Source organism: Wenzhouxiangella sp. XN24 (assembly GCF_011064545.1).
In the GTDB taxonomy this organism is placed as follows: Bacteria; Pseudomonadota; Gammaproteobacteria; order Steroidobacterales; family XN24; genus XN24.
Map to the genome: position 1 here is coordinate 1 of NZ_JAAMFG010000024.1, position 17221 is coordinate 17221.

Consider the following 17221-nt stretch of genomic DNA (forward strand, 5'->3'; position numbering starts at 1 on the left):
GGTCGCCCGGCCCGTGACCGTGCCGGCGGAACCGGGCGGGCCGATCCCCGCCATCGCCGCGATCCTCGAGGCGGGCGCGCGTTCCGAACTGGACGAAGCCGTCCTCCCGGAACAGCTGCAGGATTTCACCCTGCTGACGGTCGATGATCTCGAGCCGCAGCGGCGCGAGGAACTCCTCGGCCAGCTGTCCACGGTCGCGTTGCCGCCACGCTCGGCACAACAGCTCATGTCGCCCGACTTCCTCGCCGACGCCGACACGCGCAAGTTCACGGAACTCGTCACCCACGAGCCCCTGCTGTCGGGCAAGGTGATCGGCCGGGTCAACTCCGCGTACTACGGCTTGTCCTCGCCCATCGTCAGCGTCTCGCACGCCGTGACTTACCTGGGATTGAACGCAGTGCGCAACATGGCGCTGCAGTTCACGCTCGAGCAGGCCTTTGCGAGCGACGACCCCGAGCTGCAGGCCTTCCACGCCCGCTTGTTCGACGCGGGCACGATCGCGGCCGAACTGTGCGCATTGCTCGGGCCCAAGCTGGGGGTACGCGACGTCGGCGCAGCCTCCACGCAGACCGTGCTCACCTTCCTGGGCGATTTCGCGATGCCCAGCCTGTTGCCGCCGCGCGTGGCCATCGACCAGTGGCCGCTCGGCCTGCTCGATCGCACGGCCAACGAACAATTCGCGCTGGGCGCGAATGCGGCCGTCATCGGCGCCCTGCTGATGGCGGAATGGGGCCTTCCCCCGGCCATCAGCGACGACGTCCGCGATATCAACCGCCTGCTGGTCACGCCCGCGGAGGGCGACACGTCACCCCGCAAGACGAGGCTGGCGCTCAGCTACACCTGTGCGCGGATCGCCGAGGGAATCGCGCTCGGCCGGATCCGGGATGCCGGGCAGATCGATCCCGCCAATGATGCGCAGGTGGAGTTCTTTCACCTGCAGAGTCACCTCGCGATCCCGCCGCTGGCCCGCCTGCCCAACCTGCTGGCGGAAACGGGGGTCCGGCTGGCCATTGCGCGGATGATCGCGGCGTCGCAACGCTCCCGGGAGAAAACCGCCTCCTGAGCGGGGGTTGTCCGGGCCACGGCCGGATCGGCTTCACCAGAGCCTGCGCATCGCATACCGCAGGCCTCCACCCGCGCGACGATCGTCGAGCTGTGGAATCGCGCGGAGCCGAGCCCGCGTGGCGGCGGAACTGGCCGCCTCCCGGCAGAACACGCCCACGACATTGTGATCACGCGGCCCCTGCAGGCGGAAACCGGCGGCATAGGGCGCTCGCGCCCGCACGGTCTTGAGCTGCGCGCAGGCGCGCAACTCCCGGCCGGAAATGAAGTTCGCCGCCAGCACACCGCCCGGTGCGACGAGGCGCGACAACGCCGCGGCCCACTGGCCGTTCATCGGCACGGCCCGCTCGGGTTCGCCGTCGCGTTGGCCGTACAGGTCGTCTACCACCAGGTCGAACGGCGGTCCGTTCCAGGCAGCCACCCAGTCGCGGGCATCCGCCTCGTACAGTTCTGCGGCGCTCGCATCGAGCCCGAAGAACTGCCGCCCGACTTCGATATGCACGGCATCGAGATCCACGCCGATGAGCGTGACGGGATCGATGAAGCGCCTGTACTGCAGCAGCGCGGTGCCGGCGCCGATGCCCAGCACCAGGATGCGCGACGGCGGCGCGGAGCGCGTGAATGCCGCGGCCAGGAACAGGTCCCAGGCACGACCGGTCAGGCCGGTCCGCGGGTTCCACGCGGAATGGAACACCCCGTCGCTGAACAGGCGCCGGGTCGCACCGTGGCTGCGCACCTCGTAGCGCGTGCCGGCGGAATCGAGCTGCCACAATACTGCCACGCGGCGAGCCTAGCACGGGCCCGCGCCGCCTGGTGCGAGCCGCCGGCGTAATTTTTGCCGCCTTTGCGGGGTCTCTTGCGTAAACTCATCGTTTGCGAATGGACGGGCAAAAACCATGAAAATGACTGCAGCGCGCTGGCGCTGGCTTGCGGCCGCGGCGATCTTGTCGCTGCTGGTGGTCCTCTGGCTTTCGGGTGCCGGCGATGCGCTGACGCTCGAGCAACTCAAGGCGCGCCATGCGGAACTGCAGGCCTGGACCGGCGCCCACCCGTGGGTCGCGTCCCTCGCCTATTTCGCGGGCTACGTCGTGGTGGTGGCGCTGTCGATTCCCGGCGCGGCGGTCATGACGCTGGCGGCCGGCGCACTGTTCGGCCTGCTGCACGGGACCGTGCTGGTGTCCTTCGCCAGCACCGTCGGCGCGACGCTGGCGTTCCTCGTCGCGCGCTTCCTGCTGCGCAAGCCGCTGCGCGATCGCTATGGCGAGCGTCTCAAGGCCATCGATGCCGGCATCGAGCGCGACGGACCCTTTTACCTGTTCACCTTGCGACTCGTGCCGCTGTTTCCTTTTTTCATGATCAACCTCCTGGCGGGACTCACGGCGTTGCGCACCTGGACGTTTTTCTGGGTAAGCCAGCTCGGCATGTTGCCGGGCACGCTGGTCTACGTGTATGCGGGCACCCAGCTGGCGCAGATCTCCTCGCCCGCGGACGTGTTCTCGCCGGGTCTCGTGACGGCCTTCGTGCTGATCGGCGTCATGCCGCTCTTGATGCGCTGGCTGGCGCAGTGGCTGCAGGGCCGGCGCGTCTATCGCGGCTACGACAAGCCGAAGAAGTTCGACTACAACCTCCTCGTGATCGGCGCCGGCTCCGGAGGGCTCGTCAGCGCCTACATCGCCGCAGCCGTGAAAGCGAAAGTCGCGCTGATCGAGAAACACCGCATGGGCGGCGACTGCCTGAATACCGGCTGCGTGCCCTCCAAGGCGCTGATACGCTCGTCGAGGCTGGTCGCCGAAGCGCGTGACGCCGGGCGCTACGGCCTCGAGGACACGGAGATCGCCGTCGATTTCGGCCGGATCATGGAACGGGTGCAGGACGTGATCGCGAAGATCGAGCCGCACGATTCGGTGGAACGCTACACCGGCCTCGGCGTGGAGGTCATCGAAGCCGAGGCCAGGCTCGTGTCGCCCTGGGAAGTGGAGGCCGGCGGCCGCCGCCTGAGTGCCCGCAGCATCGTGCTCGCGACCGGCGCACGGCCGCTGGTGCCGCCGCTCCCGGGTCTCGACGCGATCGAGTACCTGACCAGCGACACGATCTGGGGCTTGCGCGAATTGCCCGCGCGACTCGTCGTGCTCGGCGGCGGGCCGATCGGTGCGGAACTGGCGCAGAGCTTCGCGCGGCTCGGCAGCGAGGTGACGATCGTCGAGATGGCGCCGCGGCTCTTGCCGCGCGAAGACGAGGACGCCGCCGCCGCCGTCGCCGCGCGCTTCGCAGCCGAGGGGCTGCACCTCGCCACGGGGCATCGGGCCGTGCGGGTCGAGACGGACGAGACCGGGCAGCGGCTGATCTGTGAGCGCGACGGCGAAGAGGTCGCGTTCGCCTTCGATCGCCTGCTGATCGCGCTGGGGCGGCGCGCGAATGTCGAGGGCTTCGGTCTCGAGGAACTCGGCGTCACGCTCGACGAGCGCAAGACGCTGGCCGTGGACGGCTGGCTGCGCACCAACTTCCCGAACATCTACGCCTGCGGCGACGTCGCGGGGCCGTACCAGTTCACGCACGTCGCGGCCCACCAGGCCTGGTACGCCGCCATCAACGGCCTGCTGGCGCCGTTCTGGTCGTTCCGCGCCGACTACCGCGTGATCCCCTGGGCCACCTTCACCGAGCCCGAAGTGGCGCGGGTCGGGCTCTCGGAGGACGAGGCGCGCGCCCGGGGCATCGACTACGAAGTCACGAAATACGGCATCGACGACCTCGACCGCGCCATCGCCGACGGCACCGACCACGGTTTCGTCAAGGTGCTGACCCGGCCCGGGAAGGACACCATCCTGGGCGCCGCGATCGTCGGCGCGGAGGCAGGCAACCTGGTCGCGGAGTTCGTCCTCGCGATGAAATACAAGCTCGGGCTGAACAAGCTGCTCGGCACGATCCATATCTATCCGACCATGATGGAAGCCAACAAGTACGTGGCCGGCGTGTGGAAGCGCGCGCATGCGCCGCAGGGCGCGCTGCGCATGGCGCAACGGGTGTTCGCTTGGCGGCGCGGCTGAAGCTGTCGATCATCATTCCCGTCGGGCCGGGCGAAACGGCCTGGCGCGGCCTGCTCGAAGACCTCGCGGACCTCGAGGACACCGCGGAGCTGATCCTGGTGGCCGTCACCGGCGAGTCCCCGCGCGACTTTGTCCCGGCGGATCACGGCTTGCGGATCCCCGCGCACTGGCGGGAGGCGGCTCCGGGGCGGGCGCGGCAGCAGAATACGGGCGCGGCCGCCGCGCAAGGGGAAACGCTCTGGTTCCTGCATGCCGATTCACGCCTCGACGCCGCCGCCACGAACGCGGCGCTGGCGTTTTCCGGACGCGCGGCCCTCGGGTATTTCGACCTGGAGTTCGATGCGGACGGTCCCTGGCTGACGCGGCTGAACGCGCTCGGGGCGCGCCTGCGCAGTCGCTGGCTGGGCTTGCCCTTCGGCGACCAGGGCCTGTTGCTGCCGCGGCGGCTGTTCGATGCCATCGGCGGCTTCGACGAATCCCTGGACGCGGGCGAGGATCACGCCCTGGTGTGGGCCGCGCGTCGCGCAAAGATCCGCCTCGCGCCGCTGGGCGTCGCGCTCAGGACCAGCGGGCGGCGCTATGCCGAACACGGCTGGATGCGCACCACGCTGCGCCACGCGGGCCTGACCGTGACACAGGCACGTCGCTTCGCACGATCGTCGGCCGCGACGCGCGACCGGCCGTGACATGAACGGCGGCGTCGCGATCTTCGTCAAGACCCCGGGCTTCTCTCCGGTCAAGACCCGCCTCGCTGCGAGACTGGGTCATGCCGAAGCGGCCCGCTGGCACCGGCTCGCGGCCGCCGCCGTGGCCAGCGTCGCCGCCGGCCTGCACGGCCTCACGGCGTACTGGGCGGTCGCCGAAGCCGATCCCGAGGCACACGACGCGTGGTCCGGCCTGCCTCGCCTGGCCCAGGGCGACGGCCCCCTGGGCGCGCGCATGGGCCGGGTGCACGCGGAGCTCGTCGCGCGGCACGACTATGCATTGCTGCTCGGCGCCGATACGCCGCAACTGGACGCAGCCGACCTGCGCATCGCCATGGAATGGCTGGCCGCCGAGGCCCCGCGCATGGTCATGGGGCGCGCCCGGGACGGGGGGTTCTGGATGCTGGGCGGCAACCGGCAGCCGGCAGCCGCGGCGTGGACGGAACCCCCCTGCGGATGCCACGACACGGCGGACGGCTTCCGGGAGGCGATGGCCGCTTGCGGCGCCTGGCGCGAGCTGCCGCTGCTCACCGACGTGGATGAACTCACCGACCTGTCCGCCATGCTGGCAGAAATGGCGCGCCTCGAGCAGCCGACCCGGGCACAGCGGCAGCTGAGCGACCGGACCCGCGCAGCCCTGGCCCGCTTGGGTTAACCTTGTCGGCTGCCGCGGCCTCGGCCGCATGAGAAAAGAAAAAGGAATCTCCGGATGGCGAGAACCCCGCGGAAAGCCGGCCTGGACATCGTGGTCAGGGTCACGGACAACGACGACAACCTGCGAGGCCGGTTCCTGATCTCCGCCGGCAGCCTCTACTACTTCCGCAAGAACGCCAAGGCGCCCTCGCGGCGCTATTCGTGGCGCCAGCTCATCGAGATGATCGAAGAGCAACCGACGGCAAAGCGCACGACCCGGAAGGTTGCCGCCAAGCCTGCTGCGGCCAAGCCCGCGGGCGCGAAGCCCGCCGGCGCAAAAGCCCGGACCAACAGGTCCTCTGAAGCCAAGCCGGCCTCTCGCAAGCGCTGAGCGGTCAGGCCGCGGGCAGCGTCAGGCGCACCGCGGCGCCCCCGAGGGATGACTGCTCGACGGCGACCTCCCCGCCGTAGGCGCGCACCAGTTCGTTGACCACCGCGAGCCCGATGCCCTGGCCGGGACGGCTCTCGTCGAGGCGGGCGCCGCGCGCCAGCGCCTCCGAGGCGCGTTCCGGATCGAGGCCCGGACCGTCGTCCTCCACGCGCAGCTCGAGCCAGCCCGGGGCGGATGCGCGGGCAAGGCAACGAACCCGGCGGCGACCGTATTTCCAGGCGTTGTCCAGCAGGTTGCCGAGCATCTCCTGCAGGTCGCCCTGGTCGCCGCGAAAATGCAGCGTCGGCGGAATGTCGAGCTCGCACCGGAGCTCGTGGGATGCATACACCTTGTCGAGCGTGGCGGCGAGATCCACCGCCACCGGCGCCACGGCCACCGGCGCGATCCCCACGGCGTCCGCGGCACCGACCGCCCCAGCGCGGCGCAGCTGCCAACCGATGATCTCGTCCATGCGCGCCAGTGCTCCACGAACGGCATCGAGATTTTCCGGCGGGCGCTCGCCGGTCTCCGGCAGCACCGTACGGATCGCCGCCAGAGGCGTTTTCAGGCTGTGGGCCAGGTTGGCCAGGCTCTCCTGGTAGCGGCGCTGCCGTTCCCGTTCACGCCCGAGGAGCGCATTGAGATTGGTGGCCACGCCGCGCAACTCCTCCGGCCAGTCGGTCGAGAGCCGTTCCCGGCGCGCGTTTTCCATTTCGTTGATCTCGCGCTCGATCCGGCCCAGCGGCCGCATCACCCGGCGCAGCACCACGGCGAGCACGGCAAGCGTGGCGATCGCCAGGATGGCGAACCAGCCCACCAGGCCGAGCCGGAAGGCGCGTTGCTGGTCCCGCCATGGCGCCAGGCTTTGCGCCACCACGAAACGGAACGCGGCCGTGGCCCCGTCGTCGAACTCCCACTCCACGGTCATGCTGCCCGCCGCCAGGCCCGGACCTTCCCGGCCGTCATCGGTCCAGCGCTGCCTGGCGCCCGGCGCCCCGCCGGGCGGGGCATCGAAGCCGATACCGAGCGCGGAGGGCGAACGCCAGACCGTTGCGCCACGTGCATCGCGGATCTCGGCGTAAAGCCCCGATGCAGGGGTTCGCATGCGGCCGTCGGGTGGTTCCGGGACGTCGAGGGTGTGCGCGCCTTCCACGGGCTCGGCCACCGCGATCAGGGCCATCAGCTGGGTATCGAGCACCTCGTCCCGAGCGCGGCCGAGACTCTGGGCGAGACTCCATTCGAGCGCGATCACGGTGGCGCCGAAAAACACCGCGAGCGCGACTCCCAGGCTGAGCAGCACGCGATGTCGCAGCGATTCCCTCGCCACCCCGGAATCAACTCCCGCCCGCGGGCGTCAGCGCGAAACGGTAACCCCGTCCGCGCAGTGTCTCGATGGGCTTGAGCGTCCCCTCGGGGTCGAGCTTGCGCCGCAGCCGGCCGACGAAGACTTCCACGGTATTGCTGTCACGGTCGAAATCCTGGTCGTACAGGCGATCGATCAGTTCGGCGCGGGAAACGACCTGGCCCGCACGCAGCACGAGATATTCCAGCAGGCGATATTCGAAACTCGTGAGTTCGACCGGCGCGCCGTGCAGTTCGACCCGCTGCGCCGCGGGTTCGAAGCGTAGCGCACCGAAATCCAGCACCGGCTGCGCCCAGCCGGCGGCACGGCGCACGAGCGCCTCCAGGCGCGCGAGCAGTTCCTCGGTATGGAAGGGCTTGACCATGTAGTCGTCGGCCCCTGCCTTGAGGCCCGCGACCTTGTCCTGCCAGCGGTCACGCGCCGTCAGTATCAACACGGGCAGGTCCCGCCGGTCGCCCCGCAGCGCTGCGATCAGCTCCATGCCGGACATCTGCGGCAGGCCGAGATCCACCACCGCCACGTCCGGCGCGGTCTCCTCGGCGAGATAGAGCCCCTCCCGGCCGTCTGCGGCCTCATCGACCTGCCAGCCCGCCGCGCGCATGGCGGTGGCGAGGCCGTGGCGCAGGGTTTCGTCGTCCTCGACCAGCAATGCGCGCATCCCGGCTACCCCCTCGCGGTTCCGCGGCCCGCCCGCCGTGCCGCCACCCGAGTCATCGGACCCGACCGCTCTCGGCGTCCACTTCCCACGTGCGCACGCGGCCATCGTCGGTGATGACGCGAATGCGGTGCACGGTGCGGTCTTTCTCCCGGCGCGTCTCCGCGCGCAATACCCGGCCGCCGCTGCGTTGCTCGACCAGCCGGATGGCCTCGGAGAGGCTGACACGTTCCTGGCGCTGGGCGATGCGTTCCCGGACCCGGGGCACGTGTTCGTAGCCCTGGGCGAGCCGGGAACCGGTCTCGGCGACGCCGGCCACGGCGGGTGTGGCTGCCGTGACGGCCAACGAAGCGGCAAGAAAAAATGCCGCCACCGCCGCCTGGAATCGGCGGAATCGGTGGCGGCCCGGGTTGGAGTCGTTTTGCATCAGGGGGTCTGTTCGCTCGCCTCGACAGCCACAAGGGTGGAATCCCCATGACCCGAATGCAAGCGCCCTAGAAACGGCCTCGCGACGGCACCACCGTGACACGCACCGGAATCCGGCTGCCGGGATCCGCGGCCATCGTCGTCTGGTACTGGCGCCCCGCATAGACGTAGGTCACGCGATAACCCTCGACGCGCTCCTCTTCGTGGTGGCTCACGGTCGTGCGGCAGCGCTCCACCGTGACCGGGCGTTCCTCGTAGGCCACGTGGCGGCTGCTCCGGCCGTAGGCTTCGTTGTGCGCCGCCTGCGAAGCCATCGACGCGCCGACCAGCGCGCCCACGGCGGTCATGGCGTCGCGGCCGCTGCCGCTGCCGAACTGCCGCCCGATGACCCCGCCGAGAATCCCGCCCGCGATCGTCGGGGCCGCGGACTGCACCCGCCCGTCACCCCGCGAATAACCGCGCGTCTCATGGCGCACCGTCTGGTACTCTGTTTCCTGCCAGCACTCGCGAGCGGGGGTCTCGACCCGGACGCGTTGCACGATGGGCACGACATCCACGACGCGCGCGTAGTCGATATCCGTGCCCCGAGGGCCCGCCGCGCTCGCGCTCCCGGCCAGGCAGACCAGCAAGGCGCCGACCGCCGACTTCAGCTTCAGGTTCTTGTTCATCGCGCTTCTCCATGTTTCTCAGGGCTGCCGGCACCACTTGTGGTCCGGCAGGCTCAATAACAGCCTAGGCGGTTATCGCTGAACCGAAGCTGAACGATCGAGGCCCGTAGCGTCTGCTGCGACGGTCCCGGTATGGGTTGACCGGACTGGAGGCGACGGTTACTTTTCCCGGGCTAAGACTGAGTTAAATTAGCGACTCGGCGTAAAGACTCCGGTCTGGCGGCCGAAAACATAAAGACGGTAGCGCGACCGCGCCTCCCCCGGCACAGGCTGTCATGACCCCAGAAATCCGCGAAGCACTGCAGTATTGCCCGAACCTACCGAGCCCGCCGGGAATCGCCATCCGGATCGTGGAGCTCGGTCGCGACCCCAATGTCGATCTCACCGCCCTTTCGCGGTTGCTCGCCCGGGATCCCGCGCTGGCCAGTCGGGTACTGCGCGCCAGCAACTCCGCCCTGTACGCGCAGCGGCGGCGCAGCGACAACCTGCGCCAGGCCCTCGTCGTCATCGGGCTGAACGCCACCATGACCGTCGCGCTGAGCTTCTCGCTCGCGGAGGCCCTCACCGACGGCCCCAACGGCGCCCATGTGACCCAGATGGTCTGGCGTCGCGCGCTGATCTCGGCGTCCGCCGCGCGGCTGCTCGGCGCACACCTGAACATGCGCGATCTCGAGGAACTGTTTCTCGCCGGACTGCTCCAGGACCTCGGCATCCTTGCGCTTGATGCGGCCATGCCGGAGGTCTATCGGCCGCTGGTGATGGAAGCCCGCGATCACGACGACCTGCTGGAGAAGGAGCGCGCCTCGCTGGGCGCGGACCATGGCGAGGCGGGCGAATGGCTCATGACCAACTGGGGACTGCCCAAGCGGATGGCCACGGTGGCGTCCGGTGTGCACGACCCGCAGAGTGTCAATCTCAGCGGCGATGATGCGCTGTTCGTGAAATGCGTCGCCGTGGCGGGACAGGTCGCGGACCTGTTTCTCGGCGAGGACCGGCAGGCCGGCACGGACCGCGTGGCGGATGGCGCAGCGCGCCTGCTCGGCATCCCGCACAGCGCCATCGAACCGCTGCTCAACGAGGTCGCCGAGGTGCTCCCGGAAGTGGCGTCGCTGTACGACACGGAGATCATTTCGGCCCGCAAGGCGGCCGGGGTCATCGACCAGGCGCGCGAGATCCTCGCAGCACGCAACCTGCACCTCATCCAGGAAGTTACGGAGCAGCAGCGCAAGGTGCAGGAAATGGAACGCACCACCAAGCAGCTGCGCGAGAGCGCGAGCCGCGACGCCCTCACCGGGCTGTTGAACCGGCGTCGTTTCGACGAGGTGCTCGAAACCGAGTTCGTCATGGCGACGGAGAGCGGCTGGCCGCTCACGATCGGCTTCATCGACCTGGACCACTTCAAGGCCGTCAACGACACCTATGGCCACCAGGTCGGCGACACGGTGCTGTCGCGTGTCGCCAGCGTGCTTTCGGAGCACCTGCGCGAACGCGACTTCATCATGCGCTACGGCGGCGAGGAGTTCGTCGCCCTCCTGCCCGGCACGGGCCTCAAGCAGGCCGAGCAGGTCTTCGAACGCCTGCGCGCCGCGGTGGCGCAGGAAGTCCACGAAGGTCCGGCCGGCGTGCGTTTCCGGGCCACGGTCTCGATCGGCCTGGCCACGCACATGGACGGTGCGCGCCGCGCCGCCAGCGCGGTGGACCTGGTGCGCGGCGCCGACCGGGCCCTCTACGACGCCAAGCGCGGCGGCCGCAACACGATTCGCATCGACGCGACCGCTGCCTGAGTTTCCCGGCCGCCTGTGGTATAGATCGGTGACCGCCGCGACCGAGGTCAGCACGTGAGCGACCATCCTGAGCGACCCCCCGATGACGATGCCGGCGATGCACTGCCGTTCGTCGCACCGTGCCGCCGGGTGTCGATCGATGCACCGTTCCGCTGGCTGGCGGCCGGCTGGCGCGACCTGAGAGCGGCACCCGGACAGAGTCTCGGCTGGGGCCTCGTGGTGCTCGGCCTGTCATGGACCGTCAGCCTGCTGGCGCTCTGGCTGGGCAGCTGGCTGATGCTCCTGTCGCTGCTGTCGGGCTTCGTCTTCGTCGGCCCCCTGCTGGCCATCGCGCTCTATGCCATCAGCTGGCAACTCGAGCGCGGCCGCGTGCCGACCTTCGATCGCAGCTTCGACGTGGCGCGCGCGACGATCGGCGACAGCATGGTGTTCGCGCTCATATTGCTGGTCGTTTTCCTGGTATGGGCGCGCGCGGGTTCCATGGTGCATGTCTTTTTTCCCGTCCAATCGCAGCCGGACACCGGCCAGTTGCTGCGCTTTCTCGCGATCGGCTCGGCCGTGGGATCGATCTTCGCCGCCATCACCTTCGCAGCGAGCGCCTTCTCCATCCCGATGATGATGGACCGCAAGACCGACACCGTCACCGCGGTCGTCACGAGCATCAACGCCTCGCTGCGCAACAAGCCCGCCATGGCGGTGTGGCTCGCCATCATCGTCACGCTCACGGGAATCGGTTTCGCCACGGCCTTCGTCGGGCTCGCGGTGCTTTTCCCCTGGCTCGGTCATGCAACATGGCACGCCTATCGCGACGTCGTCGACACGGGCGCGTGGCCCGGCCGGGAGTCCTGAAGCGGACCTGCGCCAAGGTTTTGCGGGCACCCGTCGTGCTAATCTCACGTCCGTGAGCGACAAGCCCAAACCACCCTCCGGCCGCCGCCAATCCCGCGTTCCCGTGACGCGCACCGGACGGCTGTTTCGCATGGGCGTCACGGCGGGCGGCATGGCGATGGGCGGGCTCGCGGAGGGCTTCCGGCGGGCCACGGGCAAGGCCACGGGCACAGCCACTTCCGTCCTGCTGTCGGGCGCCAACGCCACGCGGCTCGCCAAGCGCCTCGCCCACATGCGGGGGGCCGCGATGAAGCTCGGGCAGTTGCTGTCGATGGAGAGCAGCCAGGTGCTTCCGCCGGAGTTCGCCGAGGCCCTGGCGGTGCTGCGCGCCTCCGCCGACGTGATGCCCCAGACGCAGGTCAAGCGCCTCCTGGGCCGCGAGTACGGCAAGGGCTGGGAAGAGCGCTTCGCCGAGCTCGATTACGAGCCCGCCGCCTCTGCATCGATCGGCCAGGTGCATCGCGCGGTCGCCAGCGACGGTCGTGTCATGGCGCTGAAAATCCAGTATCCCGGGGTGGCCAAGAGCATCGACAGCGATGTGGACAACCTCGCCATGTTCCTCAACATGGCGCGCCTGCTGCCGCGCGAGCTCGACGTGTCGGACATCATCGACGAGGCCAAGCGACAGCTGCGCCAGGAAGCCGACTACCTCACCGAGGCAGCGAACCTCGAGCGCTATCACGAGCTGCTGGGCGACGACGACCGCTTCATCATCCCGCGTGTGCATCGCGACTTCAGCACGAAACGCGTTCTCGCCATGGACTGGATCGAGGGCGAGCCGCTCGAGCAACTGGTGCGCGAGGACGTGGACCAGGACATCCGCGACGGCATCGCAGTGGCGATCCAGGACCTGACGTTCCGCGAACTCTACGAGTTCAGGTTCATGCAGACCGACCCGAACTTCGGCAACTATCTCTACCGCCATGACGACGGCAGGATCGCCCTGCTCGACCTCGGTGCTGCGGTGGAGTTTCCGCAGGAGTTCGTGGAACGCTACCGCCGCATTACCCGGGCGATTCTCGACAACGACCGGGCCGGCGTGGCGCGCCATGCCGCCGAGATCGGTTATATGCGCAGCAGCGACTCCGAACGGCACCAGCAACTCGTGGTCGATCTCATCATGATGGTATGCGAGCCCCTGACGACGGACGGGGCCTACGACTTCGGCGCCTCGGATCTCTCTGCACGGGCCGCGGCGGCGGGCCTCAACATCGTCTTCCGCTCACGCGAATACCGGAATCCGCCGGCATCCACGGCGGTCCTCCACCGCAAGCTCGGCGGCAGTTTTCTCCTCTGCCAGCGCCTCAGGGCGCGCGTGGAGATGCGCGACTACCTGCTCGCACGAATCTGAGCGGCGCCGTTTTGCCTGTCGCAAGCCCGCTCGTATACTGCGGGCTTCGCGCACAGCGGTCCGGAGCCGGCGATTGAGCAAGCCAGAAGAAAACCGCGCGGTGCGCATTCCCTCTTTGCTGCAGTCGCTGGCCCCCGTTGGGCTGCTCGTGGCGCTGCTTTCAATGTCGATCTGGCTGTTCGGCGCGGATTCGTCGCAAGGCGCCAACCAGGTCGCGCTCTCGATCACCGCGGCCTTCGCCGCCTCGATCGCGATCTACAACGGCGAGCGCTGGGCCGACATTCTCGAGGCGATCGTCAAGGGCATCTCGACCGCCATGGGTGCGATCCTCATCCTGTTCGCCATCGGCGCGCTGATCGGCAGCTGGAGCCTGTCCGGCACGGTGCCAGCCATGATCTACTACGGCGTACAGCTGCTCTCCCCGTCGATCTTCTATCCGACCGCCTGCCTGGTCTGCGCGCTCGTCTCGGTGTCGGTGGGCTCCAGCTGGACGACGGCGGGCACCATCGGCATCGGCCTGATGGGCGTCGCCCAGGGCCTCGGGATGTCGCCGGAAGTCACGGCCGGCGCAGTGATTTCCGGGGCCTATTTCGGCGACAAGATGTCGCCCTTGTCCGACACGACGAATCTCGCCCCGGCCGTCGCGGGCACCGAGTTGTTCACCCACATCCGCCACATGACCTATACGACCGGGCCGTCGTTTGTCATCGCGATGGCCGGTTTCACTCTCGTCGGGCTGCTCGGCGCCGGCCCCTCGGGCGATCTCGCCCTCGGCGAATTGCCGGACGTGCTGGCGACGCACTTCAATCTCAGTGCCTGGACACTCCTCCCCCTGGTCGTGGTGCTCGGGCTGGCGCTGGCACGCTATCCCGCGCTGCCGGTCGTCCTGTTCGGCGCCCTGCTGGGCGCGGTATTCGCCGTGCTGCTGCAGCCGGGGCTGGTCGCGACCTACGGCGGCGCGCCGGACATCGGCCAGGGGCTCGCCCTGCTCAAGGGCGCATGGATCAGCCTGTTCGACGGCTACAGCGCAGACACCGGCAACCCGGTGGTCGACGACCTGCTGTCGCGCGGCGGCATGAGCAGCGTGCTCACCACCATCTGGCTGGTCATCTCGGCCCTGGCGCTCGGTGCCGTGCTGGAACATGCCGGCATGCTGCAGCGGATCATCCAGGGCGTGATTCGGGTCGCACAGAGTACGGGCGCACTGATCGCCGCCGTCATCGGCACCTCGATCGGGACCAATATCGTCACCGGGGACCAGTATGTCGCGATCGTGCTGCCGGGGCGGATGTTCCGCGCCGAGTTCCGCCGCCGCCGGATCAAGGCGCGAAACCTGTCGCGCACCATCGAGGATGCGGGCACGCTGACATCGCCGCTGGTGCCGTGGAACGCCTGCGGGGCCTACATGGCCACCACGCTGGGGGTCGCCACCCTGGCCTACCTGCCGTGGTGCTTCCTGAACCTGGTGAATCCCTTCGTGGCGGCGCTGCTCGGCTTTCGCGGTCTCACGATCGAGAAAGTCCCCGAGGGCCTGCCGATGCCGGAGATCGATTCCAGCGCGCGCGCCTGATCCCGCCTTGGCGGCAGGAGAGCGGCACTCGGCGGACGACGTTCAGGACGCGACGCTGTGCTCGCCGCGCAGGGCGAGGCGCGGCTCCCAGTTCTCGACCCATTCCGCCTGGAACGCGCTCGCCGGGGCCGAACGGTAGATCCGCGCCTTGGCCATCGTGGCGAAACGGCGGGCGAGCTCCTCGAGCGCATCCTCCGGATCGAAACCCCGCTCGACCAGCCAGCAACCGACGATCATCGCAGTGCGACCGACGCCGTCGCAGCCGTGGACATAGACGCGTTCGCCCGCCTCGAGAGCCTGCGCAATGGCCCGCAGGATATAGACGACGTCCGCGTAATGTTCCGGTACGCCGTCCTCGGGCATGGGTTGCCAGAGATATTCGGCCGTCGTACCGCGGTCGCGGCAGAGTTTTTCCAGCTGCGCCTTGTAGGGGTGCACGGCGTCTTCCCGCGCGCTCAGGTCGATGAACAACCGGATCCCCGAGTCGAGCATCGCCACGAGCCGACGCCGCACGATGCCCTGGTCCCAGTGACCGGGGTGCTCTCCGGCGAGCAGGCGCCCCGGTTCCACCCAGTAACTTTCCGCCAAAGGCTTGAAATCTGTCATGCCACTTCCCCTGTGTCCCTCGGGAAGAATAGGCGCGTCATAATCCCGACACCGTGACGTGGGTCTCGCTACGGCGAGCCCGCGGCGCGTGGAAAACCTCAGCGCGGCTCCGTCGCCGGCACCACCACCCAGTCCACCAGGCATCTCGGCGGGGCCGACTCGCGCAACGACTCGCCGAGTTCATCGACCAGCTCCCGAAGATCCTGCTCGAGCCCCCACGGCGGGGAGGCTATCACCATGCCGCTGCCGTTCAGCGACACCGGGTTGTCGTCCGGGCGAACCGAGAGCTCGACCCGCAGCACGCCCCCCAGCCCGGCTTCTTCCAGCTCCCGGTGGAACGGCCTGAGGGTGCGCCGGTCCTTGATCGGATACCAGGCAGAGAGCACGCCGACCGGCCAGCGGCGGCGCGCCAGGGCCAGCCCCGCGGCCACCTTGCGGAAATCGTCGGCCGCCTCGTAGGGCGGATCGATCAGCAACAGGCCGCGGCGCGGCGTGGGCGGCAACAACGCGCCCAGGGCTTCCCAGCCGTCCCGGCAATGCACCGCAACCCGTTCGTCGTGCCGGAACAGCCGGCGCAAGGCATCAGCCTCCTCCGGCACGGCCTCGGTGAGCACGACGCGATCCTCGTCGCCGAGCAGTCCCGCGGCGAGCAGGGGCGAACCGGGGTAGGCCAGCAGGGCGGCCTGGTTTTCCGGCAAGGCCGCGATCACCTGCAGGTAGGCGGCCAGTGCGTCGCTGTGCGGTGCGACCGGGATCATCCGCAGGATGCCGCCGTCCGCCTCCCGGGACCGTCGCGCCTCGGGCGCATCGAGACGGTACACGCCGGCCCCGGCGTGGCTTTCCAGGTAGCACATCGGCTTGGGACGCGCGCGCATCCGGAGCAGGATCGCCGCGGTGACGGCGTGCTTCAGGACATCGGCGAAGTTGCCCGCGTGGTAAGCGTGCCGGTAATTCATTGCTCGACGAGACGCATCCGGTGGAAATAGATCCGCAACGGCTCCGCCGGCTCGTCGAGAAACAGGCCCACGCGACGGACTTTCTGCAGGTTCAGTTCCCGTTCCGACGGCGCGACGGAAAAGGCCTCGAGCGGAATGACGAAGTCATTGGTGCCGGGCACGACATGCAGGGGATAGTCGATGCGCTCCTCCGGCGGCAGGCGCCGGCTGCTGTCCTCGAGGCGGAACAGCATGCGGACCGGGCGTGACGCCGTCGAGAAAATGTTCACTTTGAGGGCGGCGAAGCCCGTCCAGTCCTTGTAGGGTTCCTGCACCATGACCCCGCCGCCCGCCGAACCGTCGAACAGCAGCAGCGCCACCTTGCGGCCGGCACGCCGCGACCACTCGTCCGGGCCCTTGCCGACGAACAACTCCGCCCCTTCGACCTCGACAAAGGGCGCCTGCCAGTCGCTGGCGAGATCGACGACCACCGGAAAGGCCCCCGCCCGCCCCGCATAGGAAGCGAAGACCGGGAGCAGTGGGTGCAGCACCCCGACGATCAACAGGGTGGCGAACAAGCCGATGGAGCGGCGCGGCCAGCCGCGCAGCCAGCTGTGCTCGCGCTTCAGCCCGCGATCCAGCGAGGCGCTCAGGGCGAGGAACCCCAGGGCGGCGACCAGGCTCTGCAGCCCTCTCAGGGGCGCCTCCGGATCGCTTGGCACGAGCAGCTCGTAAACCGGCACGAGTCCCGCCGTGAGGGTGATCGCCACGACGTAATACAGGGAACGCTTACGGATCCAGCGCCGGCCGAGCAGCGCCGTCAGCTCGAGGATCACCAGCGCGGCGAAACCGAAGAAAAACACTTCGCGCAGTTCATGGAGCGTGAGTTCCAGCCAGTTGCGCGGCTTGTTGAGCCCGAACAGAGCCAGCAGGAACAGCACCATGGCGCCATACAGCACCATGAGGCGGGCCCCCGGGCCTTTCCGGGTACCGGCCACCGGAACGCGTTCGGGGACCTCGCTGGGATCTGCTCTGTTCAAACTGGCTGCTCTCCTCGCGTCGCCGGCGTGCGACTGCGGCCTACCCTAATGCCGTGCGGGCA

17 protein-coding genes are annotated in these 17221 nt (G+C 69.0%); 9 read left to right on the forward strand and 8 right to left on the reverse strand.

What is annotated here, in order from left to right; translation table 11 throughout:
- The coding region (locus tag G6032_RS02705) for an HDOD domain-containing protein (RefSeq protein ID WP_165280602.1) at positions 1 to 1063 on the forward strand (1063 nt) is incomplete at its 5' end.
- A gap of 33 nt (positions 1064 to 1096) precedes the next feature.
- Here the strand turns inward: G6032_RS02705 and G6032_RS02710 are convergent.
- Positions 1097 to 1843, reverse strand: a complete 747-nt coding sequence (locus tag G6032_RS02710) for a class I SAM-dependent methyltransferase (RefSeq protein WP_165280603.1) — start codon at positions 1841 to 1843, stop codon at positions 1097 to 1099.
- A 115-nt stretch (positions 1844 to 1958) separates the two neighbouring features.
- Here G6032_RS02710 and G6032_RS02715 point away from each other — a divergent pair, with 115 nt between their 5' ends.
- Genes G6032_RS02715 through G6032_RS02730 form a run of 4 tightly spaced genes read left to right on the forward strand, consistent with a single transcriptional unit; the run spans position 1959 to position 5834 of the window.
- On the forward strand, positions 1959 to 4106 hold the full coding sequence (locus tag G6032_RS02715) for a bifunctional TVP38/TMEM64 family protein/FAD-dependent oxidoreductase (protein WP_240901928.1): 2148 nt from the start codon (positions 1959 to 1961) through the stop codon (positions 4104 to 4106).
- Entirely contained in the window at positions 4091 to 4792 is a 702-nt protein-coding gene (locus tag G6032_RS02720) for a glycosyltransferase family 2 protein (protein ID WP_165280604.1), read from the forward strand. The genes G6032_RS02715 and G6032_RS02720 overlap by 16 nt, the downstream gene beginning before the upstream one ends.
- 1 nt (position 4793) lies before the next feature.
- Positions 4794 to 5465: a DUF2064 domain-containing protein gene (locus G6032_RS02725; protein ID WP_165280605.1), complete on the forward strand. Its 672-nt coding sequence runs from the start codon at positions 4794 to 4796 to the stop codon at positions 5463 to 5465.
- 54 nt (positions 5466 to 5519) lie between these two features.
- A complete protein-coding gene (locus tag G6032_RS02730) occupies positions 5520 to 5834 on the forward strand; it encodes a hypothetical protein (protein WP_165280606.1) in 315 nt (104 codons plus the stop codon).
- Between the two features lie 4 nt (positions 5835 to 5838).
- Here G6032_RS02730 and G6032_RS15875 read toward each other — a convergent pair whose 3' ends face one another.
- From G6032_RS15875 to G6032_RS02750, 4 genes are all read right to left on the reverse strand, one after another.
- Positions 5839 to 7200, reverse strand: coding sequence for an ATP-binding protein (locus G6032_RS15875; protein ID WP_165280607.1), 1362 nt, complete (start codon positions 7198 to 7200; stop codon positions 5839 to 5841).
- A gap of 7 nt (positions 7201 to 7207) precedes the next feature.
- Entirely contained in the window at positions 7208 to 7894 is a 687-nt protein-coding gene (locus tag G6032_RS02740) for a response regulator transcription factor (RefSeq protein ID WP_165280608.1), read from the reverse strand.
- Positions 7895 to 7946: 52 nt separating this feature from the next.
- Positions 7947 to 8318, reverse strand: coding sequence for a PepSY domain-containing protein (locus tag G6032_RS02745; RefSeq protein WP_165280609.1), 372 nt, complete (start codon positions 8316 to 8318; stop codon positions 7947 to 7949).
- Between the two features lie 67 nt (positions 8319 to 8385).
- A complete protein-coding gene (locus tag G6032_RS02750) occupies positions 8386 to 8985 on the reverse strand; it encodes a glycine zipper 2TM domain-containing protein (protein WP_165280610.1) in 600 nt (199 codons plus the stop codon).
- Positions 8986 to 9260: 275 nt separating this feature from the next.
- Between G6032_RS02750 and G6032_RS02755 the strand changes: the two genes are divergently transcribed.
- The 4 genes from G6032_RS02755 to nhaC all read left to right on the forward strand — a co-directional run bounded on the left by G6032_RS02755 (position 9261) and on the right by nhaC (position 14578).
- The gene (locus tag G6032_RS02755) at positions 9261 to 10769 is read left to right on the forward strand and encodes a GGDEF domain-containing protein (RefSeq protein WP_165280611.1); all 1509 of its coding nucleotides are present in this window, start codon (positions 9261 to 9263) and stop codon (positions 10767 to 10769) included.
- Positions 10770 to 10823: 54 nt separating this feature from the next.
- Positions 10824 to 11618, forward strand: a complete 795-nt coding sequence (locus G6032_RS02760) for a DUF2189 domain-containing protein (protein WP_165280612.1) — start codon at positions 10824 to 10826, stop codon at positions 11616 to 11618.
- Between the two features lie 52 nt (positions 11619 to 11670).
- On the forward strand, positions 11671 to 13008 hold the full coding sequence (locus tag G6032_RS02765) for an AarF/ABC1/UbiB kinase family protein (protein WP_165280613.1): 1338 nt from the start codon (positions 11671 to 11673) through the stop codon (positions 13006 to 13008).
- Between the two features lie 73 nt (positions 13009 to 13081).
- Positions 13082 to 14578: a Na+/H+ antiporter NhaC gene (gene nhaC, locus G6032_RS02770; protein WP_165280614.1), complete on the forward strand. Its 1497-nt coding sequence runs from the start codon at positions 13082 to 13084 to the stop codon at positions 14576 to 14578.
- 42 nt (positions 14579 to 14620) lie between these two features.
- Here the strand turns inward: nhaC and G6032_RS02775 are convergent, their stop codons facing one another.
- The 3 genes from G6032_RS02775 to G6032_RS02785 form a co-directional block, all read right to left on the reverse strand.
- Complete coding sequence (locus G6032_RS02775; RefSeq protein WP_165280615.1) at positions 14621 to 15184, reverse strand: dual specificity protein phosphatase family protein; 564 nt, start codon at positions 15182 to 15184, stop codon at positions 14621 to 14623.
- A gap of 98 nt (positions 15185 to 15282) precedes the next feature.
- Positions 15283 to 16140 (reverse strand): 23S rRNA (adenine(2030)-N(6))-methyltransferase RlmJ, encoded by an 858-nt coding sequence (gene rlmJ, locus G6032_RS02780; RefSeq protein WP_165280616.1) that lies wholly within the window; start codon positions 16138 to 16140, stop codon positions 15283 to 15285.
- On the reverse strand, positions 16137 to 17159 hold the full coding sequence (locus tag G6032_RS02785; RefSeq protein WP_165280617.1) for a hypothetical protein: 1023 nt from the start codon (positions 17157 to 17159) through the stop codon (positions 16137 to 16139). Before G6032_RS02785 ends, rlmJ begins: the two co-directional genes overlap by 4 nt.
- Positions 17160 to 17221: the final 62 nt, after the last annotated feature.

Coding starts and splice junctions, on each gene's coding strand:
- G6032_RS02750 (WP_165280610.1), bottom strand. CDS start 8,985: ATGAACAAGAACCTGAAGCTGAAGTCGGCGGTCGGCGCCTTGCTGGTC.
- G6032_RS02775 (WP_165280615.1), bottom strand. CDS start 15,184: ATGACAGATTTCAAGCCTTTGGCGGAAAGTTACTGGGTGGAACCGGGG.
- G6032_RS02730 (WP_165280606.1), top strand. CDS start 5,520: ATGGCGAGAACCCCGCGGAAAGCCGGCCTGGACATCGTGGTCAGGGTC.
- rlmJ (WP_165280616.1), bottom strand. CDS start 16,140: ATGAATTACCGGCACGCTTACCACGCGGGCAACTTCGCCGATGTCCTG.
- G6032_RS02725 (WP_165280605.1), top strand. CDS start 4,794: ATGAACGGCGGCGTCGCGATCTTCGTCAAGACCCCGGGCTTCTCTCCG.
- G6032_RS02755 (WP_165280611.1), top strand. CDS start 9,261: ATGACCCCAGAAATCCGCGAAGCACTGCAGTATTGCCCGAACCTACCG.
- G6032_RS02740 (WP_165280608.1), bottom strand. CDS start 7,894: ATGCGCGCATTGCTGGTCGAGGACGACGAAACCCTGCGCCACGGCCTC.
- G6032_RS02745 (WP_165280609.1), bottom strand. CDS start 8,318: ATGCAAAACGACTCCAACCCGGGCCGCCACCGATTCCGCCGATTCCAG.
- G6032_RS02715 (WP_240901928.1), top strand. CDS start 1,959: ATGAAAATGACTGCAGCGCGCTGGCGCTGGCTTGCGGCCGCGGCGATC.